Origin of the sequence: Lentzea sp. NBC_00516, from assembly GCF_036346835.1 — a bacterium.
Lineage (GTDB): Bacteria > Actinomycetota > Actinomycetes > Mycobacteriales > Pseudonocardiaceae > Lentzea > Lentzea sokolovensis.
This window is the reverse complement of record NZ_CP107840.1, coordinates 6467073-6492871: the sequence shown is the minus strand read 5'-3', so window position 1 is coordinate 6492871 and position 25799 is coordinate 6467073. Positions and strand designations below refer to the sequence as shown.

General features: G+C 68.2%; 26 protein-coding genes. 7 read left to right on the top strand and 19 right to left on the bottom strand.

Annotated elements, in window-relative coordinates; translation table 11 throughout:
• Nucleotides 1–21: 21 nt before the first annotated feature.
• Nucleotides 22–1266 carry a cryptochrome/photolyase family protein gene (locus OG205_RS29325; protein ID WP_330271229.1) on the top strand — a complete coding sequence of 415 codons (1245 nt, stop codon included), beginning with the start codon at nucleotides 22–24 and terminating at the stop codon, nucleotides 1264–1266.
• Here the strand turns inward: OG205_RS29325 and OG205_RS29320 are convergent.
• Both OG205_RS29320 and OG205_RS29315 read right to left on the bottom strand, forming a co-directional pair.
• Nucleotides 1256–2437, bottom strand: a complete 1182-nt coding sequence (locus OG205_RS29320; RefSeq protein WP_319975743.1) for an ABC transporter permease — start codon at nucleotides 2435–2437, stop codon at nucleotides 1256–1258. The genes OG205_RS29325 and OG205_RS29320 overlap by 11 nt on opposite strands.
• Nucleotides 2434–3342, bottom strand: a complete 909-nt coding sequence (locus OG205_RS29315; protein WP_330271228.1) for an ABC transporter ATP-binding protein — start codon at nucleotides 3340–3342, stop codon at nucleotides 2434–2436. The genes OG205_RS29320 and OG205_RS29315 overlap by 4 nt, the downstream gene beginning before the upstream one ends.
• Before the next feature lie 129 nt (nucleotides 3343–3471).
• Between OG205_RS29315 and OG205_RS29310 the strand changes: the two genes are divergently transcribed.
• Genes OG205_RS29310 through OG205_RS29300 form a run of 3 tightly spaced genes read left to right on the top strand, consistent with a single transcriptional unit; the run spans nucleotide 3472 to nucleotide 5928 of the window.
• Nucleotides 3472–3924: a YbaB/EbfC family nucleoid-associated protein gene (locus tag OG205_RS29310; protein ID WP_319975741.1), complete on the top strand. Its 453-nt coding sequence runs from the start codon at nucleotides 3472–3474 to the stop codon at nucleotides 3922–3924.
• Nucleotides 3925–3943: 19 nt separating this feature from the next.
• Entirely contained in the window at nucleotides 3944–4252 is a 309-nt protein-coding gene (locus tag OG205_RS29305) for a hypothetical protein (protein ID WP_330271227.1), read from the top strand.
• Nucleotides 4249–5928 (top strand): WXG100 family type VII secretion target, encoded by a 1680-nt coding sequence (locus OG205_RS29300; protein ID WP_330271226.1) that lies wholly within the window; start codon nucleotides 4249–4251, stop codon nucleotides 5926–5928. The genes OG205_RS29305 and OG205_RS29300 overlap by 4 nt, the downstream gene beginning before the upstream one ends.
• Nucleotides 5929–5986: 58 nt before the next feature.
• Here OG205_RS29300 and OG205_RS29295 read toward each other — a convergent pair whose 3' ends face one another.
• Entirely contained in the window at nucleotides 5987–7372 is a 1386-nt protein-coding gene (locus OG205_RS29295) for a glycerol-3-phosphate dehydrogenase/oxidase (RefSeq protein WP_330271225.1), read from the bottom strand.
• Nucleotides 7369–7944: a TetR/AcrR family transcriptional regulator gene (locus tag OG205_RS29290; protein WP_330271224.1), complete on the bottom strand. Its 576-nt coding sequence runs from the start codon at nucleotides 7942–7944 to the stop codon at nucleotides 7369–7371. The genes OG205_RS29295 and OG205_RS29290 overlap by 4 nt, the downstream gene beginning before the upstream one ends.
• Here OG205_RS29290 and OG205_RS29285 point away from each other — a divergent pair.
• Complete coding sequence (locus OG205_RS29285; RefSeq protein ID WP_330271223.1) at nucleotides 7943–9505, top strand: FAD-binding oxidoreductase; 1563 nt, start codon at nucleotides 7943–7945, stop codon at nucleotides 9503–9505. The two genes, OG205_RS29290 and OG205_RS29285, sit on opposite strands and share 2 nt — an antisense overlap.
• Nucleotides 9506–9877: 372 nt before the next feature.
• Here the strand turns inward: OG205_RS29285 and OG205_RS29280 are convergent, their stop codons facing one another.
• The 11 genes from OG205_RS29280 to OG205_RS29230 all read right to left on the bottom strand — a co-directional run bounded on the left by OG205_RS29280 (nucleotide 9878) and on the right by OG205_RS29230 (nucleotide 18844).
• Nucleotides 9878–10891 carry an NADP-dependent oxidoreductase gene (locus OG205_RS29280; RefSeq protein WP_330271222.1) on the bottom strand — a complete coding sequence of 338 codons (1014 nt, stop codon included), beginning with the start codon at nucleotides 10889–10891 and terminating at the stop codon, nucleotides 9878–9880.
• An 83-nt stretch (nucleotides 10892–10974) separates the two neighbouring features.
• Nucleotides 10975–11661, bottom strand: coding sequence for a GNAT family N-acetyltransferase (locus OG205_RS29275; RefSeq protein ID WP_330271221.1), 687 nt, complete (start codon nucleotides 11659–11661; stop codon nucleotides 10975–10977).
• Nucleotides 11662–11688: 27 nt separating this feature from the next.
• Nucleotides 11689–12129 carry a hypothetical protein gene (locus tag OG205_RS29270; RefSeq protein ID WP_319975730.1) on the bottom strand — a complete coding sequence of 147 codons (441 nt, stop codon included), beginning with the start codon at nucleotides 12127–12129 and terminating at the stop codon, nucleotides 11689–11691.
• Nucleotides 12126–14945: an FtsK/SpoIIIE domain-containing protein gene (locus OG205_RS29265; protein WP_330271220.1), complete on the bottom strand. Its 2820-nt coding sequence runs from the start codon at nucleotides 14943–14945 to the stop codon at nucleotides 12126–12128. The genes OG205_RS29270 and OG205_RS29265 overlap by 4 nt, the downstream gene beginning before the upstream one ends.
• Nucleotides 14945–15196, bottom strand: coding sequence for a hypothetical protein (locus tag OG205_RS29260; protein WP_319975726.1), 252 nt, complete (start codon nucleotides 15194–15196; stop codon nucleotides 14945–14947). Before OG205_RS29260 ends, OG205_RS29265 begins: the two co-directional genes overlap by 1 nt.
• On the bottom strand, nucleotides 15196–15456 hold the full coding sequence (locus tag OG205_RS29255; protein ID WP_030481403.1) for a hypothetical protein: 261 nt from the start codon (nucleotides 15454–15456) through the stop codon (nucleotides 15196–15198). Before OG205_RS29255 ends, OG205_RS29260 begins: the two co-directional genes overlap by 1 nt.
• A 239-nt stretch (nucleotides 15457–15695) precedes the next feature.
• The gene (locus OG205_RS29250) at nucleotides 15696–16127 is read right to left on the bottom strand and encodes a hypothetical protein (RefSeq protein ID WP_330271219.1); all 432 of its coding nucleotides are present in this window, start codon (nucleotides 16125–16127) and stop codon (nucleotides 15696–15698) included.
• Between the two features lie 16 nt (nucleotides 16128–16143).
• Nucleotides 16144–16620, bottom strand: coding sequence for an alpha/beta hydrolase (locus OG205_RS29245; protein ID WP_330271218.1), 477 nt, complete (start codon nucleotides 16618–16620; stop codon nucleotides 16144–16146).
• The gene (locus tag OG205_RS29240; protein WP_330271217.1) at nucleotides 16621–17220 is read right to left on the bottom strand and encodes a DUF4232 domain-containing protein; all 600 of its coding nucleotides are present in this window, start codon (nucleotides 17218–17220) and stop codon (nucleotides 16621–16623) included.
• 66 nt (nucleotides 17221–17286) lie between these two features.
• Complete coding sequence (locus tag OG205_RS29235; RefSeq protein ID WP_330271216.1) at nucleotides 17287–18348, bottom strand: gamma-glutamylcyclotransferase; 1062 nt, start codon at nucleotides 18346–18348, stop codon at nucleotides 17287–17289.
• 151 nt (nucleotides 18349–18499) lie between these two features.
• On the bottom strand, nucleotides 18500–18844 hold the full coding sequence (locus OG205_RS29230) for a winged helix-turn-helix transcriptional regulator (protein WP_330271215.1): 345 nt from the start codon (nucleotides 18842–18844) through the stop codon (nucleotides 18500–18502).
• Nucleotides 18845–18919: 75 nt separating this feature from the next.
• Between OG205_RS29230 and OG205_RS29225 the strand changes: the two genes are divergently transcribed.
• Complete coding sequence (locus OG205_RS29225) at nucleotides 18920–19678, top strand: NmrA family NAD(P)-binding protein (RefSeq protein WP_330271214.1); 759 nt, start codon at nucleotides 18920–18922, stop codon at nucleotides 19676–19678.
• On the opposite strand, the gene OG205_RS29220 is transcribed toward OG205_RS29225, so the two are convergent.
• Complete coding sequence (locus tag OG205_RS29220; RefSeq protein ID WP_330271213.1) at nucleotides 19675–20625, bottom strand: LysR family transcriptional regulator; 951 nt, start codon at nucleotides 20623–20625, stop codon at nucleotides 19675–19677. The two genes, OG205_RS29225 and OG205_RS29220, sit on opposite strands and share 4 nt — an antisense overlap.
• 183 nt (nucleotides 20626–20808) lie before the next feature.
• On the opposite strand from OG205_RS29220, the gene OG205_RS29215 reads away from it, so the two are divergent.
• Nucleotides 20809–21240 (top strand): nitroreductase family deazaflavin-dependent oxidoreductase, encoded by a 432-nt coding sequence (locus OG205_RS29215; protein ID WP_330271212.1) that lies wholly within the window; start codon nucleotides 20809–20811, stop codon nucleotides 21238–21240.
• On the opposite strand, the gene OG205_RS29210 is transcribed toward OG205_RS29215, so the two are convergent.
• From OG205_RS29210 to OG205_RS29200, 3 genes are read right to left on the bottom strand one after another with little or no spacing between them, the layout of a single operon-like run.
• The gene (locus tag OG205_RS29210) at nucleotides 21230–22504 is read right to left on the bottom strand and encodes a PhzF family phenazine biosynthesis isomerase (RefSeq protein WP_330271211.1); all 1275 of its coding nucleotides are present in this window, start codon (nucleotides 22502–22504) and stop codon (nucleotides 21230–21232) included. The genes OG205_RS29215 and OG205_RS29210 overlap by 11 nt on opposite strands.
• A gap of 15 nt (nucleotides 22505–22519) precedes the next feature.
• Nucleotides 22520–23914, bottom strand: coding sequence for a hypothetical protein (locus OG205_RS29205; RefSeq protein WP_330271210.1), 1395 nt, complete (start codon nucleotides 23912–23914; stop codon nucleotides 22520–22522).
• Nucleotides 23911–25710, bottom strand: coding sequence for a dynamin family protein (locus OG205_RS29200; RefSeq protein WP_330271209.1), 1800 nt, complete (start codon nucleotides 25708–25710; stop codon nucleotides 23911–23913). The genes OG205_RS29205 and OG205_RS29200 overlap by 4 nt, the downstream gene beginning before the upstream one ends.
• Between the last annotated feature and the right edge of the window lie 89 nt (nucleotides 25711–25799).

Sequence of the window (25799 nt, the reverse complement as noted above, 5' to 3'; positions counted from 1 at the left end):
CGGACGTTTTAGCGTCGAACGGTGAGTTCTTCCCCGTCGCTCGTCTGGTTCCGCCGCGATGTGCGGACATCCGATCATCCCGCCATTCTCGCCGCCGCGGAAAGATCACCTCGCGCACTCGCGTTGTTCGTTCTCGACGACAGGTTGCTGAAACCGTCGGGACAACCGCGAATCGATTTCCTGCACCGGTGTCTGCACGCGTTGAACGACGAACTCGGCGGCCGGTTGATGGTCGTGCACGGCGATCCGGTGAAGACGGTTCCGCGCGTCGCGAAGGAGATCGGCGCGGAGAGCGTCCACATCACCGCGGACTGCGCGCCGTACGGGCGTCAGAGGGACGAGGCCGTCGAGGAAGCGTTGGGGGACATCGAACTCGTCCGCTCCGGCTCGCCCTACGCCGTGACGCCGGGGCGGGTGCGCAAGCAGGACGGCACGCCGTTCAAGGTCTTCACGCCGTTTCGCAACGCCTGGCTGGACCACGGCTGGCGCAAGCCCGCGGACACCGACGCGTCCACTCTGGACTGGATCGAACCGAAGCACAGCACGAAGATCCCGGCCGTCCAAGAGAAACTGCCGGACGCGATGAAACTCTGGGAGGAGTTCCGCGACGAACGGCTGGAGGACTACGACACCACCCGCGACCGCCCCGACATGGACGCGACCAGCAGGATGTCGGCGTTCCTGAGGTGGGGCGTGCTGCACCCGCGGACGCTGCTGCAGGACTGTGACGGAACGTTCCGCAGCGAGCTCGCCTGGCGCGAGTTCTACGCCGACGTGCTGTGGCACAAGCCGGAGACCGCGCGGGAGAACTACGACCGCAGGTTCGACCGCATGGTGCACGACGACGACCAGGAGTTGTTCGAGGCCTGGAAAGAAGGCCGTACCGGCTTCCCGATCGTCGACGCCGGCATGCGGCAACTCAAGCAGGAAGGCTTCATGCACAACCGGGTTCGCATGATCGTCGCGAGCTTCCTGGTGAAGGACCTGCACCTGCCGTGGTGGTGGGGCGCGCGGCACTTCATGCAGCACCTGATCGACGGTGACATCGCCTCGAACCAGCACAACTGGCAGTGGGTCGCGGGCAGCGGCACGGACGCCTCGCCGTTCTTCCGCGTCTTCAACCCCATGACACAGGCCAAGAAGTTCGACCCGGACGGCGCCTACGTGCGCAAGTACGCGCCGGATTCGCCGAGCCTGACGCCGATCGTGGACCACGCGGTCGAACGCCAGGTGGCGCTCGACCGCTACCAGGCCATCAAAGCTTGAGCGCCTCGCGGAGCTTGACGCGAGCGCCGGTCCGCAGCACGGCGTTCGCGTAGACCTTCCCGCCCAGCCATGTGATCGCCGCGATGGCGAGCAGTGCCAGCACGACCGAGAGCACCACCTGCCAGGCCGGGGCGACGCCCAGTGCCATCCGCCCCGGCATCAGGATCGGGGCGAACGGCGGCAGCATCGACAGCACCGTCACGGTGGGACCGGACGGACTGCCGATCATCAGGTTGATGCCGGCCACGAACGCCACGATGATCGTCATGCTGATCGGGGTCAGCACCGACTGCAGCTCCTCCTGCCGCGACACCAGCGACGCGGCGGCCGCGAACACGGTGGCGTACAGGAAGAAACCGAGCAGGTACCAGAGCACGCCGGTCAGCAGGGCCGCGCCGCCGAGCGCGCCGACGTCCACGACGTCGAAGGCGGACGACAACCCGAGACCGACGGTGGAGATCACCAGCAACTGGAGCAGGCCGACCGCGCCGAGCCCGATCACCTTGCCCAGCAACAACTGCCACGGCCGCACGGTCGCGAGCAGGATCTCCACGACCCGGCTCGACTTCTCCTCGACCACGCCCTGCGCGACCATCGTGCCGTAGACCAGCAGCGAGTAGTACAGCAGCGCGGCCACGATCAACCCGATCGCGAGGCGCTGACCTCGTTGCGGGTCAACGGGTTCCAGCGCGGTGACGTCCACCTTGACGTTCGCGAGGCTCTGCGCGACCTCCTGCGGGGTGGTGCCCGACTCGGCGAGCTGCGCGATCAGCACCTGCTGCCGCAGCACGTCGTTCAGCGCCGTCGTCAGGATCTCGTCGCCGGAGCCCTTGACGATCATCTTCAGCTCCGGTGGCGCACCGGTCACCAGGGCGTCCAGCCCGCCGTCGCGGACCTCCTGCTCGGCGTTGCCCGCCGTCGTGACGTCACGGGTCTCCAGGTCGATGCCGAAGGCCCTCGCCTTCTCCCGCAACGGATCCGCGAGCTGCGTCGCCTGCCCTGAAAGCCCGACGACACTGCGCTGCTGGTCGTCGAACAGGACCGACTGCAGCACCACGTACCCGGCGAGCACGGCGATGATCACCGCCGTGCCGATCAGGAACGACCTGGTGCGGACCTTCGTGACGAACTCGCGCTTGGCCACCAACGAAACAGCTCGGGCCGACGTCATGCGCTCCTGCCCTCGGTGGTCACCACGTTGCGGAACAGCTCGGTCAGCGACGGGCGCTGCCGGGAGAACTCGTGCACGGGACCTGCCTCGAGTGCCGCGTGCAGCACCGCCTGGTCGTCCACGCCGTCGGCGAGCTCGAGCACGCAGCGCGTCCCGTTCTTCTCGATCACCCGCACACCGTCCAGACTGGCAGTCCACACGGTCGTTGGCGACTCCACGACCAGACGCGGAGTGCCGCCCGACCGAAGTTCGTCCACCGTGCCGATCGCGACCATCGAACCGGCGCTGACGATGCCGACCCGGTCGCACAGCCGTTCCACCAGGTCGAGCTGGTGGCTCGAGAACACCACGGGCACCCCGGCGGACGCCTTCTCGCGCAGCACCTGGCTCATCACGTCCACCGCCACCGGGTCGAGACCGGAGAACGGCTCGTCGAGCACCAGCACGTCCGGCTCGTGCACCAGCGCGGCGGCCAGCTGGACGCGCTGCTGGTTGCCGAGACTCAGGCGCTGCACCTCGTCCGTGCGGCGGTCGCGCAGTCCGAGGCGCGCGATCCAGTTCTCCGCGCTCGTGTGGGCCTCGTTGGTGCTCATGCCGTGCAGCTCGGCCAGGTAGACGAGCTGGTCGAGCACCTTCATGCGCGGGTAGAGACCGCGCTCCTCCGGCATGTAGCCGATCCGGCGCCGGGTGTCGAGGTCGACGGTTCTGCCGTTCCACCGCACCTCGCCGGAGTCGGCCGAGAGCACGCCCAGCGCGATGCGCATGGTCGTGGTCTTCCCGGCGCCGTTGCTTCCGACGAATCCGAAGAGCTCGCCGGCGCGCACGTCGAAAGACATGTCCCGCAGGGCGACGACCTCCCCGTAGCGCTTGGAGACCGCGTCGATCTCCAGCACTCCCTCAGGCACGGTGAACCCCTTCGTTAGCCCGGATGGCGGTAATCGGACTGAAAGTATCGGTGAGCAGGGAACGAGTGAAACGATACGGGCGTCTACGGCGAATCGAACGAACGACCAATTCACTCAACGGGGGTGACCATGCAGCCCATTGACCCCGATCAGTGGCTCAAGCAGTACGGGGCCAAGATCGAGCAGGCCAAGCAGCACGCCGAACAGGCCCGCGACCAGCTCGGTGGTGTGGGTGGCAGCGCCAGCTCGCCAGACGGCCTGATCACGGTGACAGTTAACGCCACGGGCGTGCTGACCGATCTCCAGATCAAGCCGGAAGCCCGCGGCATGGACCCCAGCGAGATCGCCTCAGCCGTGCTCACAGCCTCCGCCAAGGCCCAGCGTGACGCCTCCGGGCGTGTCGTGCAGATCATGACGGACTTCGTCGGCGACAGCCCCGCTCTCGAGTTCGTGAAGGCGCAGATGCCGAACGGATACAAGGGCGACGGAACCGACGAGGAAGAACCGAAGTCGGAGTTGGAGCGCAAGGACGTCCGGCCGGACGACGAGTACTTCACCAACCCACCCGACGTCATGGCCTGAGTGCAGGAGGGGGTTAGGCATGCAACAGCAGTTCAACATCGACCTCGATGAGCTGAGAACCCACGCCGCCAGCGTGGACAAGCTCATGGAACGGATGCGCAAGGCCACCGAGACGTGTGATCCGGGTGCCCTCACGACTGAGGCGTTCGGTGTCTTCCTCGGGTTCCTGGCGTCGAAGGTCCTGCAGGAGGCCGGTCTGTCGCAGGACGGGCTGGGCAAGGCCGCGAACTCGCTGATGGACATGGCGAGCGGCCTCAAGCGGACCGTCGAGCAGTACGAGCAGGTCGACCTCGACAACATGTTCGGCTTCAAGGGAGGCCGGGGATGAACGCCCCAGCGACGCAGTCCAGCAGCGGTGACACCGCGCAGCTGTTCAACAACGTCTCGAACGCCTACAAGTCCATCGAGAGCGGCGACTGGGTCAGCGGCGGCCTCGGCATCGCGAACGCGGCCATGAGCATGGTCGGCAACGGCTCGAACCCCCTCAGCGGCTTCCTCTCCGCCGGCTTCAGCTGGGCCATCCAGCACGTCGACTTCCTGCGCGAACCGTTCGACGTCCTGCTCGGCAGTCCCGAGTCCATCGCCAAGATGTCCGAGTCGTTCAAGAGCGCGGGCAAGCAGGTCAAGGACATCGCGACCGAGTACGAGAAGATCTGCGTCTCGCAGACCCGCGAGTGGCAGGGCAAGGCGGCCGACGGCTACCGCGCCGCCGCCAAGCGGCACGCGACCGGCCTCGAGACCCTCGCGAAGTCGGTCGACGGCATCTCGGGCGCTGTCAAGGGTGCCGGCGAGCTCGTCGGCACCGTCCGCAAGATGATCATGGACCTGATCAGCCAGGCCGTCTCGGACATGGTCATGAAGATCATCCAGTGGCTGGCTGCCTCGTTCCTGACCTTCGGCGCGGCCATCGCGGGCGCGATCGCGGACATCGTCACGACCGCGGTCAACTACGCGAAGAAGCTGTCCGACTTCCTGCAGAAGCTCGTCGGCTCCGTGCAGAAGCTGATGAACCTGATCAAGTCGGTCTCGCAGATCGCCAAGGCCGCCGAGACGATCATCGACGCGATCTCCACGATGGCGAACCAGGGCAAGGGCGGTGGCGGCGGCGCTCCCGTCCGGCAGACCTCCGGTGGGTTCGACGGCATCCGCGCCGACGACCAGAGCCGTGCGTCCGGCGGGGCGGGCGGCACGTTCAGCAGCGGCACGAACACCGGATACGCGGGTAACCGATCCACCGCTGCCGACGGCCTGAACAACACCCAGCCCGCGTACTCGGGCAGCGGCGCCACGGGCGGCTACCAGGGCCCGCACGGCCAGGGACCCGGCGTGGGCGCCGGCCCCGGCGTGACCCCCGTCTACACGCCTCCCGGCGGCCAGGGCGGTGGCGCGGGTGGTGGTGCCGGCGGTGGCCAGTTCCTGCCTGGGCCCGGCACTGGTGCCGGTACGGGTGCGGGCACCGGTTCCGGTACGGGCCGCTGGGTTCCTGGTCACTGGGAGCCCGGCACGACCACGACGGCCGGTGGCAACGCCACGACCAAGCCTCCGTCGTTCGGCGCCACGCCGAGCACGGCGAACGCCGACTGGTACCGGCCGCCGACGACTGACCACGCCGCGACCGCTTCCGCGGGCGGCGGTGCTGGTGGCGGCGGTGGCGGTGCCCCCAAGGGCATGGGCGGCGGCGGAGGTGGCGGCATGCCCGCCGGCTTCGGCGGTGGCCCTGCCGGTGGCGGTGGTGCCGGTGGAACCTCGGCCACGCAGTTCGGTGGCGCGGCCGGCGTCATGGCGGCCGGCAGCGGCAACGCTCCCGCCGCTCCTGCCGCCGCCGCTGGTGGTGCCCCTCGCGGTGCCGGTGGCGCCGGCGCGGGCGGCATGATGGGTGGCGCTCCGATGGCCGGTGGTGCCGGTCAGCAGGGCGGCAGCAACGAGCACAAGCGGAAGGTCCGGATCGAGGGCGAGGCCCTGGTCGATCCGCCGAAGGCCGCGAAGCCGGTCATCGGCGAGTGACCTCGCACTCCTGACTTCCTTGCGCTGAACGGGGCGTCCCTCGCGGACGCCCCGTTTTTCATGCGTTGGCCAGGAGTTTCGCGATCTCCGGCGCGGCCTTCTCGCGGTCCTTCGGCACCAGGCCGATGCGCGTGCGCCGGTCGAGGACGTCGTCGGCGTCCAGCGCGCCCTCGTGCTGGATCGCGTGGACGACATCGGCCTCGGTGACTCCGGGCGCGATCGGGGTGGTCGGCGCCGGCCTGTCGTCGACCAGGCGGATGTCCTTGGTGCGGCAGGGGATCTGCGTCAGGTTCGTCGCGTTCACCGCGTCCGCCGCCATCCTGCGGTAGGTGGTGAGCTTGCCGCCGACGATCGTGATCACGCCGTTCGGTGCCCTGAGCACGGCGTGGTGCCGGGACAGGTCCGCGGACTGACCTTCGGCCTGGAGCAACGGGCGCAGACCCGCGTAGCTGCCGATGACGTCGTCCCTGGTGAGATTTCGTTGCAGGACATGAGAAGCGGTCGCGAGCAGGAAGTCCACATCGGACTCCGGAACCGCCGGCACGTCCGGGATGTCGTCCACCGGCACGTCGGTGAGGCCCAGGTAGGCGCGGCCGTTCGCCTGGGGTAGCAGTAGTGCGAAGCGGTTGCGTTCGCCGGGGACCGGGATCGTCAACGCCGTTCCGGTGAGGCCCGCGGTCCTCGCGTCGATCACGAGATGTGAGCCGCGGGACGGGCGCAGGTTCACCGGGGCGAGCGTGCCTGCCCAGACTCCGGTCGCGTTGATGACCGCTTTGGCCCTGACGGTGAACGTGGCGCCGGTGAGCGTGTCCACTGCTTCTGCGCCATCGCCTTGCAGTGTCACGACTTTCGCGCGGGTGAGGACCTTCGCGCCGTATCCGGCCGCTGTTCTGGCCAGTGCGACCACGAGCCGGGCGTCGTCGACCAGCTGGCCGTCGTAGCTCAGGAGTCCGCCGGTGAGTTTGGCGGAGTCCAGGCCCGGAACCAGCGCGAGGGCTTCGTGTCTGGGGACTCGGCGGGGTGCCGGGAGCACGTCCGCCGGTGTGCGGGCGGCGATGCGCAGCGCGTTGCCGGCGCGGAAGCCCGACATGACGAAGTGGCCGGCGTCGGCGTGCAAGGGGAACAGCATCGGCAGCGTGCGGGTGAGGTGCGGTGCCGTCCTGGTCATCAGGATGCCGCGCTCGACGGCGCTCTCGTGGGCGAGTCGCACGTCGCCCTTCGCGAGGTAGCGCAGGCCGCCGTGGACGAGCTTGCTGGACCACCGGGAGGTCCCGAACGCCAGGTCGTGCGCCTCCAGCAGGGTGACCTTGAGGCCTCGGGAGGCCGCGTCCAGCGCGACACCCGTGCCCGTGACGCCGCCGCCGATGACAAGTACGTCGGCGACTTCCTGCTGAGCGGCTTCGAGATCTTTTTCGCGCCTGTCCGCGTTCAGGGACGTGTTCACGGCTTCAGAGCTCCGTCCAGCTGCTTGGCGAGCTCGTCGAGCAACGAGCCGAAGTCGAGCCCGGACGTCACCGGCCTGGTCGAGAGCACCATCGACTGCGTGCTCATCAGCACCACGCGCGCCTGCGTCTTGGCGTCGCCGAACCGGATCGACCCGTCGATGTGCCCCGCCTCGATCTGCGCGACGAGGAACTGCTCGACCAGCCGCTGCGTGCTGCCGAGGCGGTCGGTCAGGTACGGCAGCATCAGGTCCGCGTCGAGCTGCAGGACGCGTTGCATGAGCGGGTTGGCCTCGAGCAGCCGGATGGCGTCCACCGCCCTCTGAACGAGCTGCTGGCGGGCGTTGCCCTGGCCGCCGGCCCGTTCCACCTGTTCGAGGAGTGCGGCGAACTCACGCGTCATCAGGGCCCGCACGAGATGGTCCACGTCCGGGTAGCGGCGGTAGAGCGTCATGCGGCTGACGTTGGCCCGTTTCGCCACGTCGGTGAGGGTCGTGCGGCGCACCCCCACCTCCAGAACACACTCACGGGTGGCATCGAGCAGAGCGTCGTGGGTGTGACGTTGAGACGTCATGTGTAACACTGTAGCAGTGACCAGGGCTCGATGGACCTCCGAAACCGTGCCGTTGCCGCCGCACGCGCTGGCTTGGCTCAGTCAGCGCGTTGGGCTGGGGGAGCCGTTTGCCGAGGTGCCGGTTTCGGTGCCTCCGTCTGAGTTGTCCGAGGACGCGTTCACGGCGTTGGAGGCTGTGTGCACGGTCTCGCTGGATGCTGCGGATCGGCTTGGGCGTGCGGGTGGGCTCTCGTACCTGGATTTGTTGCGTCGTCGTGGGCATGGGGAGTTGGCCGTGCCGGACGCTGTTGTGCAGCCTGCTTCGCCTGAGGAGGTCCTTGAGGTTTTGCGGGTCTGCGTCGAGTACGACATCGCCGTGGTGCCGTTTGGTGGGGGCACTTCTGTGGTTGGCGGGGTTGAGGCTCTTCGTGGGGCCAAGTCCGCTGTGGTGGCGTTGGATTTGGCCGGGCTTGGCTCGCTTGTGTCCGTTGATCCGGTTTCTCGGGTTGCCGTGTTGCAGGCTGGGGTTACCGGGCCTGAGGCCGAGCGGTTGCTGGGGGAGCACGGGTTCACGCTTGGGCATGTGCCGCAGTCGTTCGAGCGGGCGACTGTTGGTGGGTTTGCTGCTACTCGGTCTGCTGGGCAGGCGTCGTCCGGGTATGGGCGGTTTGAGGACATGGTCGAGTCGGTTCGCGTGGCCACGCCTGTGGGGGAGTGGGTTGCCGGGGGCGCCCCTGCTTCTGCTGCCGGTCCGGATCTGAAGCAGTTGGTGCTGGGTAGTGAAGGGCTTTTCGGGGTTATCACCGAGGTGTCCGTGCGGGTTCGGCCTCGGCCTTCCTCGCCTCGGTATGAGGGGTTCGTCGTTGACGGGTGGGAGGCTGGGGTTTCGTTGGTGCGGTCTCTGGCTCAGGCTGGGGCTCTCGCCGATGTCACTCGGTTGTCCGATGTGGACGAGACCGAGGTTGCTCTGGCGTTGGCCGGGTCCAAGGCCGATCTGGTGAAGAAGTACTTGCGGGTTCGTGGGGTTCGGCAGCCTTGCCTGGTGATTCTGGGGTGGGAGGGGCGGTCTCGTGCGGCGACCATTGCTGCCTTGAGAGGGCACAAGGTTGTTCGGCTTGGGCGGGCCATGGGGGAGTCCTGGCTGCATGGGCGGTTCAACGGGCCTCGGCAGCGGGATGCGTTGCTGGATGCCGGCGTTTGTGTTGAGACTTTGGAGACTGCTACTCGGTGGTCTCGGGTTTCTGAGCTTCGGGATGCTGTGCGGGACGCGTTGGTTGCTGAGCTTGGGGATCCTGTGGTGATGTGCCACGTTTCGCACGCTTACGAGACTGGGGCATCGTTGTACTTCACCGTGTTGGTGCCTCGGGATCTCTCTGATCCTGTTGGGCAGTGGGGGAAGGCCAAGATTGCTGCCTCGGATGCGATTTCCCGGCTTGGGACGATTACGCATCACCATGCTGTTGGGCGGGATCATCTTCCCTGGTTGGAGAAGGAGATCGGGGTTGTTGGGGTTTCGGTGTTGCGGGCGGTTAAGGAGCGGCTGGATCCGACTGGGATTTTGAATCCTGGGAAGTTGATTTAGTCGCGGCTGTTGCGTTCCCCGGTTGCGGGCGGCGGGTTCTGTTGCGTGCTTCCCCTGGGGGCTCTGCCCCCAGACCCCCGGCAATCTGATCGGGGGAGGGCGCCACGAGCAGGTAGATGGCACGCCTGTTGCGTTGGGCGGCCGCGCGTTGCTTAGAGGGGTGCGTTGGCGGTGGGTCCCGTCACGAGCCGCACCAAGAGCGGGCCACATGCAAGAAGGGTTGTCAAACGGACGAAAAGCGTGTCCGTTTGACAACCCTTCTTGCATGCAGCAAGTGCTGTGGTGCGACTCGTGACGGGACCCACCGCCCAGCCCGTTCGGTAAGGACGGCTCGCCTTCGGCATCGCTGCGATCAGGCGTGGGGCGTGCTTGTTAGAACTGGACGAGCATCTTGCCCGTGTTCTCGCCTCGGAGCATGCCCAGGAAGGCTGCCGGGGCCTGGGCGGCGCCGCCTTCGATGACCGTCTCGGAGTACTTGAGTTCGCCGGACGCGATCCAGGCTGCTACCTCGGAGACGAACTGCTGCTGCAGGGCCTTGTGGTCGCCCACCAGCATGCCGCGCAGGGTCAGGCGCTTCGCGAGGATCTGGATCATGTTGCTCGGGCCCGTCGGCTTCTCGGACTCGTTGTACTGCGAGATGGCGCCGCACATGGTGATGCGGCCGTTGAGGTTCAGGTTTTCGATTGCCGCTTCGAGGTGTTCGCCGCCGACGTTGTCGAAGTAGACGTCGATGCCGTGAGGGGCTGCTGCGGCGAGCTGTTGGGCTACCGGGCCCTCCTTGTAGTTGAAGGCGGCGTCGAAGCCCAGTTCTTCGGTGAGGTACTTGACCTTGTCGGCCGAGCCTGCGGAGCCGATGACCTGGCTGGCGCCCTTCAGGCGGGCGATCTGGCCCACGATCTGGCCGACGGCGCCTGCTGCGCCCGAGACGAAGACGGCGTCGCCTTCCTTGAATTCTGCGGTGGCCAGGAGGCCTGCGTAGGCCGTGAGGCCTGGCATGCCCAGGACGCCGAGGTAAGTGGAGAGCGGGGCCACTGAGCCGTCTACCTTCACCACGTGCTTGGCGTCCACGAGGGCGTAGTCGCGCCAGCCGAGGCCGTGCAGGACGTTGTCGCCCGTCTTGAGGGTTTCGACGCCTGCGCCCACCGCGACGATCTCGCCTACCGCGCCGCCTTCGAGGGGGGCGCCTACCTGGAACGGCGGGACGTAGGACTTGACGTCGTTCATGCGGCCTCGCATGTACGGGTCGACGCTCATGACCACGTTGCGGACCAGGATCTGGCCTTCGCCCGGGGTCGGGATCTCGACCTCGGCGATCTCGAAGTTGTCCTCGGTCGGCCAGCCCTTCGGGCGGGACGCGAGCCTGACTTCGAGTGCGGTGTTGGTCATGGTCGGACCATCTCCATCCATTGCGTTTCGGATCAGTTATCCGTTTCAACCGTCTGTCGGTGACGACTGTTCCGGAATGTGACCTAGACCGCAGGGAGAAGTGTCGTGACGTCTCGGTAGGCGAAGCCGAGCTTGCGGTACAGGGCGATGGCCGTGGTGTTGTGGTTCTCGACGAAGAGGGCGCAGGTGCCGTAGAGCGCGAGCAGTGATGACGTGACGAACTGGCAGACGCGGTGGCCCAGGCCCTGGCCTGTGTGGGACGGGTGGACGGCTACGCCCATCATGAAGCCGACGTCGGTCGACGACCACGCCTCTGCGGCGGTGGCCACCAGGTTGTCGTTGATGTGCACGCCTGCCCAGCGGTGGACGCCTTTTTCGCCTGGCCAGGCCCAGGAGTCCGGGTTTGCCTCGCGTAGGAGGGGTTCCACGTCGGTGGTGGTGCTTAACCAGGTGGCGTCGGTAGGGAGGTCGAGGCTGCCTTTGCGGTCCATCCAGCCGAAGGGTTTGTCCTCTACCCACGGGGTGGGCATCAGCGGTTCTACCTCTTCGGCCAGTTTTCGTTCCAGCAGTGGGCGTAGGTCGACGCCTCTGCCGTGTGCTGCCAGCAGGGATGCCACGCCTTCTGCTGGGCCTGTCAAGACCAGCCGGCGGCGTTTGGTGAGGGCTGGTGCGTGTACGGCTACCGCGCCGCCGTGTTCCCAGGCCGCACCACCGCACGACAGCGCCTGAGCTGCCCAGCGGACCATCGGGTCGTCGCTGGCGTCCTGCACGTCGGCGGTGGTGCGTAACCGGCGCACTCAGTCCTTCTGCTTGCGGCGCAGCAAGGTTCGCTTCGCGAGCGAGTCCTCCAGCGCCTGGTACGCGACGTCCATCGCCCGGTTGTACTCGCCCTGGGGGCGTGGGGGGACGGACTCGTCCGGCTGTGGGGGCGTGACCATCTGGAGCCAGCGCTCGTTCCACAGTTGCTCGACGGCCGCCTCCCAGTGCAGGGCGGCGCCCATCCGCACGACCCGCTCGCGATCGCGCACCTCGGCGATCTCGTGCTGGGTCGACGCGAGCCGCGCGGCGAGCTCGGCACACCGCACCTCGTCCAGCTTGCGCTGGCGAGCGGCCGCGTCCGTGGCGATGGCGATGATCTCCTTGTAGCGCTCAACCGCGGAGATCGTCGGCACCTCGATCACCTCCTCGCTCTGACGCTGCGACGGGACCGGGTCGAACATCGTCATCATCGGGTTCATGACGCTTCTCCAGTGTCGAACGGGATGATCACTTGCGGTCGCGAGTGCTCGAACCGGTCGAAGAACAGGCCGCGGCGTGGTCTCGGCGACCACGCCATCACCTGTTCGGGTCCGAGCGACAGCAGTTCCTTGCCCTGGACGTCGAACGCCACCCAGGCGCCGATGTCGTCGTAGACGCCGGGCGGGAGGCTCGCCTTCAGCCTCTGCACGCCGCGCCACCAGCCCAGCACGTGCGTGCGGTTCTCCGGGCCGTGCTTGAGGACCGTCCGCAGACTGTCCACGCCGGACATCCTGGTGGTCGTGTTCTTCTGCTCCAGCAACGTCTGCGCGGCGTCCACGCCGTACAGCACCAGGTAGTGCGGCTTCAGCGGCGCGTCCGTCTCGCCCGTGTTGATCGACTGCAGCCGGGCCGCCGTCTCGTCCAGCAGGTCGCGGACGCGGTTGATGCCGATCACCTCTGCATCATGCCCGTCCGCGCTCAGGCGCTTTGCCAGATGCAACGCGGAGGGCATCGCCTCCTCGACCAGGCAGGCCAGCGTGAAGACCGCCTCGTGCGGGCGGTGCTGCCTGCCCAGTGACGCGGCCGCTCCGCCGAGCACCGCGGCCGCGTCCTGGACCACGGAACCGATCACCGCGATGTTGCGGCCCGGTGTGCGGGCGAACCGCACCCGTGCCGCGCTGCCCGCGACGTCGATCACCTGCCCAAGAAGCACGGTAGGCGATGCGTCGCCGGGTCGCAGGCCGAGGAAGTCCTGCGTCGCGTCGATCAGCGGGATCTTGCTGCCGTCGAACAGGCCCGGTGCCTGGCCCGGTGCGCGCCGCCACAGGTCGGTCTGCAGGGAGTCCATGGTGCCCTTGGACGTCGAGTCCGGGATGCGGCAGATCTCGTTGCCGGGCTTGACACCCGACTCGTGGTTGATCACCGCGTGCCAACGCGGGAGCTCGACGGCGGCGTCGTTCTGCGGCTCTGCCAGCACGCGACGGGCCTTGGGCAGCGCGATGCGGACGGTGAACTGCTCGAAGATCGCCGACTTGCCCCAGAAACCCTCGATGCCCGAGACGTCCTGCGACGACAGCACGAGGTGGATGCCCTGCGAACGGCCGCGGCGCGCCACGTCCTCCAGCAGTTGCGTGGCGGCGGCGGTGACCTGGTCGCGTTCGCCGAACAGGTACTGGAACTCGTCGATCACCGCGACGATCCGCGGCCAGCGGCCGGACGGGTCCTCTGCGCGCAGGTCCTGCAGCTTGGTGACCTCGTGCTGCTTGGCCGCGTCCGCGCGCCGGCGCATCTCGTCGGACAGGTACCGCAGCAGTGCCACGCCGAACTCGCGGTCGGTGTTGACGTTCACGCCGACCAGGCGCGCGTGCGGCAGCCACGACGGGTCCTTGCGGCCCGGCGCGAACTGCGCGAACGACACGCCTTCCTTGAAGTCCAGCAGGTACAGCTCGAGCTCGTTCGGCGAATAGCGCGCGCACAACGAACCGAGCATCGCGTAGAGGAAGTTCGTCTTGCCGGAACCCGAAGGCCCGCCGATCAACGCGTGCGGCGAGGTGTCGCCGAGCTGCACGCAGACCTGTTCGCCGTCGTCGAAGCCAACGGGCGCAATGACTCCGGCCGAAGAGTTATCCGTCCACGGCCGGTCGGGCAGCAGATCTTCGAACTTGCCCATGCGCGAACGTCGTTCCTCGCGCTTCTCCGCGATGGCGGCACAAGCGCGGGGCACCAACGTGCGCGGCAGCGCGTCGTCCAGCGTGACGGTCACGTTCTTGCCGGTCATCGTGCAGAACGCGGTGCCGTCGCTGCGCAACGACACCGTCTCCACCGGCGAGTTGATCGTGATCGGAATGTCCACGATGAACAGCTGCACGCCGCACGCCAAACCGTTGCGCGCCACGCGTTGCAGCTGTTGCTGCTGGTCTTCCTTCAACGCCTTGCGGTTGCCGAACAGCACGGCGATCCGCCACGGTTCGGTGCGCCGGCCCTCACCGCTGACCGCACGAACGGTCAGATGGCCGTCGACCAGAACCTTGGTGTGCACCTGGCGAATGTGCTCGGACAGCTCGTCCAGCAGCTCGTGCAGCCGGGCCGGGTCGTGCACGGTCAGCAGGTTCGCGCGGGTCAGCGGGTAGAGCCCCGGCAACGACCCGGTCAGCTGGCCGACGTCCCACACGTGCACGTGCACGAGCCCGGGCTGGAAGTGCGACAGCACCCGCAACAAAAGGCTTTCCACCAGCGTGTCCGCGAGCTGGCGAGTGTCCGGTGTGGACGAGATGTGCAGGTGTGCCTGGTCCAGCAGCGGTACGGCGACGGGGAACGGCCTGGTCTCCGGCGCCGACGTCACCACGCCGGTGCCGATGCGCCACAGCTCCGGCACGCCCTCGCTGCCGTCGTGCGTGCCGGGGTGGCCGAGCCACGACTCGTGCGGCCACGACGCGGGACCGGCGGCGACCGAGTTCACCAGCTCGGTCAGCTGCTCGGGGCCCGAGGTCGTCCACTCGTGGAACGACTGCTGCCAGTCGTACTTGATCTGGTCGAGGCGTTCGGCGAACTGGGTCATCGAGAGCGGCGCCTGACGCGGGTTCTTCGCGCGCTTCTCGTCGACCGTCAGGAACGAGGTGACGTCCTTCAAAGCGACGTCCTGCAACGCCTTGTCGACGCCCATGCCCCGCACGGTGAACTCGAACATGTCCTTGGCGTGCTCGGCGGCGAGCGCCCGGTGTTCGCGCGCCACCGAGCCCAGCGCGGCCGAAACGGCGCGCTGGAACTCCGCGAAGGCGTCCTCGATCCTCTGTCGCCGGTCGTCCCGCCTGCTCATCACAGCTCCACCGTGAGTCGTTGGATGCGCTCCAGGGTTCCCACCATCAGCTCGAGCTGATCAGGGAATCTTTCCTTCGCACGCACGAACTCCGGTGGAAGCAGCGACTCGTGGTGGTTCTCGCTCGACTCGGCGAGGATCGCGACGGCCTCGTCGAGGCCCTCCTGCGCTGATCGCACGTTGCGGTACGACTCACGCAGGATCTCGCTCGCCTGCTCCAGCGCGGCGCGAACCTCGCCGATGGACGCCATCAAAGCCTGCTGTTGATGCCCTCGGCCCCGGAAATGCCGGCGCCGAGGTAGTTCTGCAGCTCGCTCACGCCGGACACGACCTGGGCGAACTGGGCGTTCGTCGTCTCGACGTCCGCCTGCACGGAGCCCTGCGTGACCGATGTCAGCAGTTGCTGCGCGTCCTCGGCGAGCTCAGCCGCCTGTTGGAGGGCGGACTGGCTCTGAGCCGCCTTGTCGATCGCCTGGGCAATTGCGGCACGGACCTCTTCGATGCTGGCCATGTCGGCTCCCGAACCCTCCGGAACAGCGTGGTCTGACGACCACCCTTAGTAGAGATTGTGCCCAGATTTTCACAGTTGAGAGCGAAGATCGGCTAACCGGGTGGATGCCTGAATCCACTCGAACGGGCCTTGCTTTAATGATCAGTTGAGCGCGCCGCTGGCCCCTTGCCCAAGCGTGTCGTGACACTCACAATGCCGCCTACAGCCTGTCGTGCTGAAGCACCGACCGGCCGGGTGAATCAAGACGGCCTGCTGGGTGACTTGTCACGCGGAGTGCCTGCCCCGAACGGGTCATCTCCCGCCCACACCTCGACCATGACGCGCTCGGCGCCCGGCACGAGTTGGTTGATCAGCTCCGGCTCGTCCAGCACGGTCCACGCCGTCGGTGGCTCGCACGCCACCCGTGGTGCCGAGAAGCCCTCACCCAGGCCGCGCACGAAGGTGCGTACGGCCCGAGCCAGCGCCGCGGCGACGTTGTGGGTGGCCTTCTCCGTGCTCGGTCTTGTGATGACGACAGCCCAGCAGCCCGGCTCTTCGTCCGAGCAGTCACGGGCGTCCACGATCTGAGCGCCCGCACGGCTGATGAGCGTGTCGCACGCGGCACGCGCCTGTTGCTCGTTCGCTGATTCGACCACCACGGTGATCACCAGCACGAGGTCGTCTTCATCCATGACACCCGAAATGGTGTCAGATGACCCTCCGCACGAACTCCAGCACCCGAGTGACGGCCTCGCCGTCGGTCAGCAGCCCGTCCACGACGTGCTCCTCGAACGCGGATCCGCGGATCCGGTCGGTGCCCGCGCGGGTGTCCGAGATCGGCACGATCTCGTCCTCCGACCCGTGCAGCCACAACGTCGGCAGGTCGCCCAGCGCCGGGCCGAAGCTGACCTCGTCCATGAGGTCGGCCAGCCCGTTGGACGCGCCGTCCCACATGCCGAGCACCGGCGAGACCAGGATCAGGGCGGCGAGCCCCGAATGCGTTTGCGCATAACGAACCGCGGCGGGTGCGCCGGTGAAGTGTCCAATGAGGACGACCGGTCTGTCGGCGGCTTTCACCACCGCCTCGATGTCCTCGCTCACCGCGGCCGGAACACCGGCTGTGCGCAGTGAACGGGCGATGCGCTCGCCGTGCGGAAGCACGGCGAGCCATCCAGGTACGTGCATCTACGAAGCGTAGAAGGCGCTGATCTCGATCCGGCCACCGGAACAAACGGGGCCAAGGGTCCACGGCACGGTCAGCGCCGCCGTCTCGTCCGGCGGAATGGCCGCGGCCTTCGACGGCTCCGGCTGGCACGGGCCCTCCACGGGCTCGTTGCCCGACGGCACGACTCCCCAGTGCAGGTTCGCCGAGGCCTTGCCGCCCGGTGCGAGCGTCATCGCCGCCGGACCCGGATCCGCCTTGCGCTCCAGCTTGGTCGGCACCGCGCCGGAGGCGTTCTCCAGCTGGAAACCGCTGTAGCCGTTGAGCGTGCACGGCATCGTGCCGGAGTTCGTGACGACGAACTTGCCGTACCTGTTGCCCGCGCCGGCGTCCGTGGGGGCGACCTCGCCCTTGAGCGCGGCCGAGTCGCAGCGCTTCACGGCCGGAGCGGCCGCGCCGGAGTTGCCGGCCGGGGCGGTGGACGAGGCGGGTGCCGACGATGACGACGGCGACGTGGACGTCGGCAGCGTTTGCGAGGCGTTGTCCGGGGTTCTCGTCCCACAAGCCGTTACGGCGGCAAACGCGGTGAGCACCAGTCCGCAAGCGATCAGACGACGAGTCATGGGTGCACCTCCTACCACCGAAGGATGTGCCCAAATATCAACTAGCCCACACACCGTGCCGAAAATTCACCGTATCTGGTGGACGTCCCAGCCGTCCGGCAGTTCGGACATGCCCTTCACCGCAGCGGTCCAGATGTACGTCCACGCGATCCGGCCGTCGGGCAGCACGACGCGCACGCGGCGGTAGTCCTCGCCCTCGTACTCGTCGAGCAACGGCAGCGCGTCCTCGGGCGACCTGAGCCGCAGCACGAAGCCCGGCACGCCCAGCCCGGCGCCGGGACGCAGCGCGGGGTAGCCCATGCCCGTGTCGAACAACGTGCCGGGCAGATGGGTCTCCTCGGACTCCACCACGTGCGGCTCCATCAGGTGCCAAGCGTTTGCGCCCGGCTGGAGCGTGCCGTAGACGAAGAGCAGCTCTGGCCAGTCGTCGGCGGACGGCTCGCCGTGGATCTCGGTGACGTCCAGTCCGTCGCTCATCGCGGCCCTTTCGCCCAGCACGCGGGCACCTCGCTGCGAGACGTCCGCGCAACGGACCATACGGCCGTTGAAGAGCACGGGCATCCGCTTCTTGGAGCCGGCCGTGTAGGCCAGAACGCTGTCGATGACACCACCGTTGTAGAGCACCACGCGGCCCGTGTGGACACGCGCGAGGCGATAGCGCAGCCCGCGTCCCTCACAGCGGTCCAGCACACGCAGCTGCTCAGGCGTGGCGAACCAGATGGAGTGCTCCTCGGTGACGCCGGGAGCCCCCGCGAGGGTGGCGGGGCGCTGGCCGTCGCGCATGCGCAAACCGGCGGCCCAGACAGCAGAAAGGCCCTCGCATCGTGCGCGTAGCACGACCGCGGGGCCTTCAAGTCCGAGCTCTTCGCGAAGCCAGGTGAGCTTGCTCGGGTTGGCGTTCGAGCCGTAGCCGAGCACCGGCATCCGGGTCGCCAACGGGGCCTCGCCGTGGTTCGCCAACCATTGGTCTAGGTCGATGTTCTCCGGCTCAACTCGCCATCCCGACTCCATCGTGAGGTCCGGTCGCACTGGCCAGCCCGTTTCGTCGACGTGGACGAAACAGTGGTCTGGACGAGTGCCCGGATAGGGCTCCGCCGGATGGCTTTCGTCGGTGAACGGTTGGGCCATTGGTCCATTGTGCCAGCCCGAGGGGCCGGATGGCGCCCCCTGATCGTGACCCATCCGATGATCGACCCGCGTTTATAGGGACTTAGTGAGAACTAACACTGCGCAATCGGGTGACTGACCCGATGTCTCCCTGTCGACACTCCGGCCGGGCTCAGGGGGCGTCATAGCGTTCCTGCGCCTGGGTGACCTCGGGCTGGTTCGCCGCGATCCAGTGGGCGAGCGCCACGAGGTGGTTCGCCGCACCCTTGCCGAGAGGCGTCAGTGAGTACTCGACGTGCGGCGGGATGACCGGATAGACCTCGCGATGCACGAACCCGTCCCGCTCCAGCGTCCGCAACGTCTGCGTGAGCATCTTCTCGCTGGCGAGCTGCAGCTCACGCCGCAGTTCGCTGAACCGCCACGCCTCCCCGTTGGAGAGCGCCTGCAGCACCAGCACGCCCCACCGGCTTGTGACGTGCTCCATGACCGCCCGCTCAGGACACATCGTGACCTGCATGCTCACCTCCACGTAAGTACCCAACTTCAAAGTGGGTACTTACGAAAGGTTAGCGCTATCCCTAGCTTTGTGGCTATGACGATCCTCATCACCGGAGCAACCGGCCAGCTCGGCAACGCAGTGGTCCGCCACGTCCTCGCCCGCACGGACGAGCAGGTCATCGTGTCCGTGCGCAGCCCGGAGAAGTTCACGCTCGACGGCGTCGAGGTCCGCCAGGGCGACTTCGAGCAGCCCGAGACCCTGAACTTCACCGGCGCCGACAAGCTGCTGATCGTGTCCGGCGAGGCCCCCGACACGGACACCCGCATCCAGCAGCACAAGAACGCCATCGCCAAGGCGGTGGAGCACGGCGTGGGCCACATCTTCTACACGAGCCTCACTGACGCGGACACCTCGACCGTCGGCGTGGCGGTGGTCCACAAGGCCACCGAGGAGGCCATCCGGGCCACCGGCATCCCGTTCACGTTCCTGCGCAACGGCATGTACCACGAGAACTACCTCGGCGCCCTCTCCGGCGAGACCGTCGCGGTCTCCACGAAGGACGGCCGCGTCGCGAGCGCGGCACGTGACGACTTCGCCCTCGCCGCCGCCGTCGCGCTCACCACCGGCGGCCACGAGAACCAGGTCTACGAGCTCACCGGCTCGACCTCCTGGTCGTTCCCGGAGCTCGCCGGCGACAGGTTCCGCGACGTCAGCGACGACGACCTGATCGCGGCGGGTCTGCCCGCGTTCGTGGTCGACTTCTTCGTGGCGATCCGCGAGGGCGTGTTCGCCGAGGTCCGTCCGGACCTGGAGAAGCTGATCGGCCGCCCCTCCACGCCGATCGCCGTCTAGTTGAACTCCGGATGCGCCTCCGGATGCGCGTCCCACCACTTGCGGTACTCCGGGTTCCGGTCCAGCACCGACCGGTAGGCGTCGGCGGCGCACGCGAACACCTCGTGCGCCCGCCCGGCCACCGGCGAATCCCTTCGGGTGGCCACGAAGATGTCGGTCATCAACGGCATCCCCCGCAACCGCCGGATCACGATCCCCTCCCCGGTCCGGGACGGCGCGGCGGCGAACGACACGCACCCCCCAGCGACCAGCCCGCGAGCCATGCTGGCCTCCCCGGTGTGATGGGTGAGCCGAGGCACGAACCCGGCATCCGCACAGGCCTGGAACATCTGCGTCCGGCTGCCGATGTGCTGCTTGGGCGGCGTGACCCAGTCCCGGTCAGCAAGATCAGCGAGGTCGACCTCGTCCAGCAAGGCCAGCGGATCGGTCTCCGGCAACGCCACGAACGCCGGCTCGGTCACGAGCTTCCGCAGCTCGATCCCGGCCAGATCCCGCGCGTGCATCCCGTCGAAGAACTCGAACAACGCCACGTGGACCTGCCCGGCCTCCAGCATGTCCACGATCTCCGCGGACGAAGGCCGAACCTCCGCGCGCACGTCGGCGTTGAGCGCCCGAAGCCCCTCGACTACCGAGGCGAAGTACAGGATCGGGATGCAGCCGAAGATCAGCGGCCCACGCCGGTCGGTCTCCCGGGTGTTGGCCATCAGCTGCGCCATCTCGTCGAGCACCAACCGGGCGGTGCCCAGCACTCGGCGCCCCAGGTCCGTTGGGACGCAACCGTTGCGCGTTCGGTCGAAGAGCTGGCCACCGACGAGGCGTTCGACGGTGCGCAGCTGGGCGGACAGGGCGGGTTGGGTGAGTCCGAGCCGCGTCGCGGCCCTGGTGACGCTGCCTTCTTCGGCGATAGTTCGTACCGCGCGAAGGTGGCGGAGCTCCAACTCGGGCATAAAGACCTTGTATCCCCCTTCTGAATGCACCGCCACCCTTCGATCGGGGCATAGTGACTTTCGATCGATCATCCGGCCCGGCGCTTGCGGCAGCGCCCGAGGGTCCGGCGCGGGAGGGTGCGCACCCCTCGGTTCGACGCTGCTGTCGCGCACCCTGCGCTCCGCGGCAGTAGCGTCGAACCCATGGCGGTGAAGGACTCTCCCACGAGCTGGGTCAACGAGCACATCCAGAAGTACGTCGAGACCAACGGCGCCGAGGGCCACGAATGGCGGCCGGGCGTGCACACGTTGCTGCTGACCACCAAGGGACGCAAGAGCGGCGAGATGCGGCGCACGGCGCTCATCTACCAGCCCTCCGGCGACGACCACGTGGTCGTGGCGTCGCAGGGAGGCAAGCCCACGCACCCCGCCTGGTACCTCAACCTCGAAGAGGAACCCGTGGTCGACGTCCAGGTGGCGGCGGAGAAGTTCCAGGCGCGCGCCCGCACGGCCGGGCCCGACGAGCGGGACCGGCTGTGGAAGCTGATGACCGAGGTCTGGCCGGACTACGACGACTACCAGCAGAAGACCGATCGCGAGATCCCCGTCGTGGTGCTGGAGCGGATCAGCGGATAGGGACCGCCGCGCCCGTCACGACCACCCGGCGGTCCTCGCGAGTCGCGTCGACCTCCAGCCGCGACGGCCTGCCCATGTCCTCGCCCTGGCTGATGACGAACCGCTGCGGCCCTTCGAGATCGCGCAGGTAGCCACCGAAAGCGGCCGCGGCGGCGCCCGTCGCCGCGTCCTCGACCACACCCCCGACCGGGAACGGGTCGCGGGCGTGCACCAACTCCGCGGACTCGCGCCAGAACAGGTGCACCGTCGTCAGGTCGTGCGCCAGCATCAGGTCGCGCAACGCGTCGAAGTCGTAGTCCAGCTCGCGCAGCTGCTCGCGGTCGCGCACCGGGATCAGCAGATGCCGTGCCCCGCCGAAGCCGACGTGCACCGGCCCGTCGCCGATCTCCTTGTACCCCAACGCTTCCAAAGCCGCGGAAACCAGGGCCGGGTCCGCGACGGAACTGTCGGTCGGCACGCTGGTCAGCGACGCGGTGCCGCCGGAGGTCTCGATGGTGATCTCACCGGCCGGCGTGTGGAACGTCAGCGGCCCGTCGCCGATCCGCTCGGCCAGCGCGACGGACGTGGCGATCGTGGCGTGCCCGCAGAACGGCACCTCGGCCTTCGGGCTGAAGTACCGCACGTCGAACGAGCGCTCGGCCCGCGGCAGCACGAACGCCGTCTCCGAGTAGCCCACCTTCGCGGCGATGGCGAGCATCTCGTCGTCGGTCAGATCGGACGCGTCGAGCACCACGCCCGCCGGGTTCCCGCCGGCCGGATCGGTGGTGAACGCGCTGTACCGCAGTACGCCCTTGTCGCTCATACCCCGGTCCAACGCGTAGCGGTGCTGAAGTCTTCCGTGCAGGTTCTTGCTGGTGAAGTAGGTCAGCCCGGCCTTCTCCAGCACCCGGCCGGACGCGACGTTGCGCGCGTCGGTCCCGGCGATGACCCGGTCGGCGATGGCGAGCGCCTTGTCCCGCAACTCCACGGCGACCTGGGAGGCGACGCCACGTCCCCAGTGCGCCGGGTCGATCCAGTAGCCGATCTCGATCTCGCCGAGGTCGCCGTCGAGCATCTGCGCCAGGCCGATGACCACGCCGTCCTCGACGACCACGTGCAGGCCGAAGCCGTGGTCCTCCCAGTGCCGCAGCGCCTGTTCGTGCCGTTCCGCCACGTAGTCCGGAGTCCAGGGCATGCCGTTGCCGACGTACGCCGTCATCCGAGGATCGGACGCCCACCGCAGCATGTAGCCGAAGTGCTCGTCCTCCCACCGCACGAGTTCCATGGCGACCATCGTGCCTCAGCTGAACTGGGGGAGTAGCCCCTCGCACGTGCGGACCACGATCTGCGCGGCCTTCCGGTGCTCGTGAGACGCGTGGACGTCCGCGGCCTGCGCCTGCCACCGGAGCAGCGCGTCGAGCAGGGCCTCGCGCAACTCCCGCGCGTCGGCCTCGTACTCGAAACCCAGCCGTGCCAACGGAGCGACGCCCTCGGCGCCGATGATCCGCAACGCCTCCGCCTGGAGTTCGGCGGGCAGCTTCGTCCGTCCGGACTGCAGCGCCGCCACGAGTCGCAACTCGCGGAAGTCGTGCGCGGAGGCGACGACCCGTTCGAGGTCGGCCATCAGCTTGCGGGCGTTCTGCCGCGGCTCCATCCGGAACAGCACGTCGAGCGCCAGCAGCGCCGAGCGCGCCTTGAGGATCTCGCGGCGTTCGACGAAGTGGACCGCGATCGAGTCGCGCAGCTCGCCGAGCCCGCTGCGCTGCACCAGCTGTCCGGTCAGCTTCACCTGCGAGTCGAAGCCCTGCCTGATCAACGCGGTGATCAGGCGGACGCCGAAGATCCCGAACCGCTCCAGCAACGCCTGCCGCACGGCCGGTTCCATCGTCAGCGGGAACTGCTCGCCGGCGAACCGGTCGGCCGACAGCAGGTGGTCCTCCAGCTCCTCGCGGCCCAGCGACGACAGCACGCGCAACGCGGCGAACTCGTCCTCCCGCAACGTCTTCGCGGCCACCGCCAGCAGCCCGGCGACCGAGACCACGTTCTGGCACAACGGCTCCACGGCCACGTCACGGCGGTAGCGGCGGGCGATCTGCTTGGCGGACGACAGCGCGTCGATCCGCCCGGCCCCGATCTCGTCGGCACGGGCGAGCACCGCGACCGTGTGCACGGCGGCGGTGCGGGCGATCGGGTGGTCGTTGGCGGACTGCAGGAACTTCAGGTCCTCGTCCTGCACGTGCCGCATCAGGTACAGCAACGCGTCCGCGTCACCGAGCACCTGCTCCGGCGTGGCCTCGGACGGGGTGTCGATCAGCACGACGTCGCGCAACGTCCGCGCGGGCCAGTCGACGACGATCCGGTCGGCGCGGTCGAACTGGCCGGTCTCGACGTGGTTGCGGCTGCCCCGCCTGCCGATCGGGACGTCGTGCGGCCGGCCGGGTCCGGCGAACACCTGCGCGCGTGGCTCGGTGCCGCCGCGGTACCAGACGAACGAGCCCTGCGGCGTGAACTCGTCGCCGACCAGAGCGTTGACCACAGTGGACTTGCCGATCCGCGACCGGCCGGCCACCGCGATCCGCACGGGTTCGGTGTAGCGCTCGACGTGCGAGCGCAGCCAGGCCGTGGCGCGGGGGCTGTCGCGGTAGACGCCCAGCGCCTCTTGCAGCATCGACCAGACGACGCGGTCCAATGTCACGCGGTGAGCTCCATCGCCGGACCCCCGAGTGCCTGTACCCGCTTGTAGAGCGTGACGAGTTTGTCCAGCTCCTTGCGGCCTTCCCGCATCCTGCGCTCGCGTTCGGTCTGGTCGTCCTGCACCGCGCGCTTGGCGCTGCGGGCCGACTCCAGCAACGTCTCCTGCAGCTCTTCGGCGAGCGTGCTGAAGTGGTTGCGCAGCGAGCGCTGGATGTGCCGCCCGGAGTCGCGGACGTCCTTGGAGAACTTCATGAAGAAGTCGTCCACGTGCCGTTGGGCGGCGGCCTTCGCGGCTGCCTGGCGGCGCTTCAGCCGTTGGTCGCTCTCGTCCAAAATGGACTTCCCGCCGAACAGCGCGCCGGCGCCGAGCGAGATCACGTTGATCAGCGGCATGCCCGCCAGCGAGGTGACCAGGCCGAACATCAGCACGCCGCCGTAGGAGCCGCGCAGACCGGTGAAGAGCTTCTGCGGCACGGAGAACGGCTCGATCTTCGGCTTCTCCAGCTTGCTCACCGGTTCGAGCAGGTCGTCCGGCAGCACCGAGCCGGGGATCAGGTCCTCGCGGTAGACGGGGAAGTTCTTGGCGACCTTCGTGGCCACCCACTCCGCGCGTTCCATCAGCCAGGCGAAGTTCGTGGTGGCGGCCTCGTTGAGGTTGTCCTCCAGCCACTGCTCGAACTTGTCCCAGGCGATCGCGGGGTCGGCCTCGTCGTAGGTCTTGTCGACCTCGCGCAGGATCTTGCGGGTGCGGTCGCGGAGGTCGTACTCGACGTCGGAGATCAGGTCTGCCATCTCGTCGTTGAGCACGTTCTGCCAGCGCGCGGACCGGCGCCGCAGCTCGTCGACCCGTCGCTGGGCCTCCTGCAGCGTCGAGATCGTGGCGACCGTGCGGGACGAGTCGTGCGCCGTCAGCTCCTCGCGCAACGGCGTGACGAGCTGCGTGATCGCACTCGAGGCGACGACGGCGACGGCGCGGCGGGCCAGCAGCTCGGCGCTCGCCACGATGTCGCTCTGCACGCACGTCACCAGCTCCGGGAACCCGGACTCGGCGTTGAGTCGCTGGTCGCCGGTCTTCGCGGCGCGCAGCCTGAGCGCGCTCGACACCGGGATGAGCTTCGCGCGGACGCCGGCGCGGGCGAGCAGGGCCCTGTTGCGCTCCACGACGCTGCGCCAGCTCGGCACGAGGTCGATCTTGGTGACGACCACGGTGACGTTCGGACAGGCCTCCATGACCTTCTTGAGCAGCGTCATCTCCGCCGACGTCAGCTCACCGGTCGCGTCGGAGACCAGCAGCACGGCGTCGGCCTGCATCAGCGTCGCGAACGTGCTGGCGGTGTGCGCGGACCGGGTGTCGCCGACGCCGGGGGTGTCGATCAGGACCAGGCCGCTGTCGAGCAGCGCGCGCGGAATGCCGATCTCGGCCCGCACGACGTGCTGCGCGGCGGCCTGTTTCGTCACCTGGTCGATCGGCACGGCGATGCGCTCGGTCGGTGTGTGGAAGATCGATCCGCCCGCGGACGCGTTGCGGACCAGCGCCGCCGACGGGGTGTCGGCGTGCTGGACGAAGGTCGGCACAGTCGTCGTGATGTCGTCGCCCACCGCGCAGACGGGGGCGTTGAGCAACGCGTTGACGAGCTGGCTCTTGCCTTGTTTGGACTCGCCGACGACGAGAACGCGCAACTTCGGGTCGAGTTGCTGTGCCCGCTTTTCGCGCAGCCGGGCCTCCAGATCGGGCCTCCGGTGCGTGACGCAGGCCCCGATCGTCTCGTCGAGCACGTCGAGCCAGGGCGGTGCCATCACCTGACTCATAGTGCCGTGTTCACCCCCTTGGGTGAAAGCCTCGAACGCGATACCGGTTTTGTTCGGCCAGACGGGGCTGTTCGGAA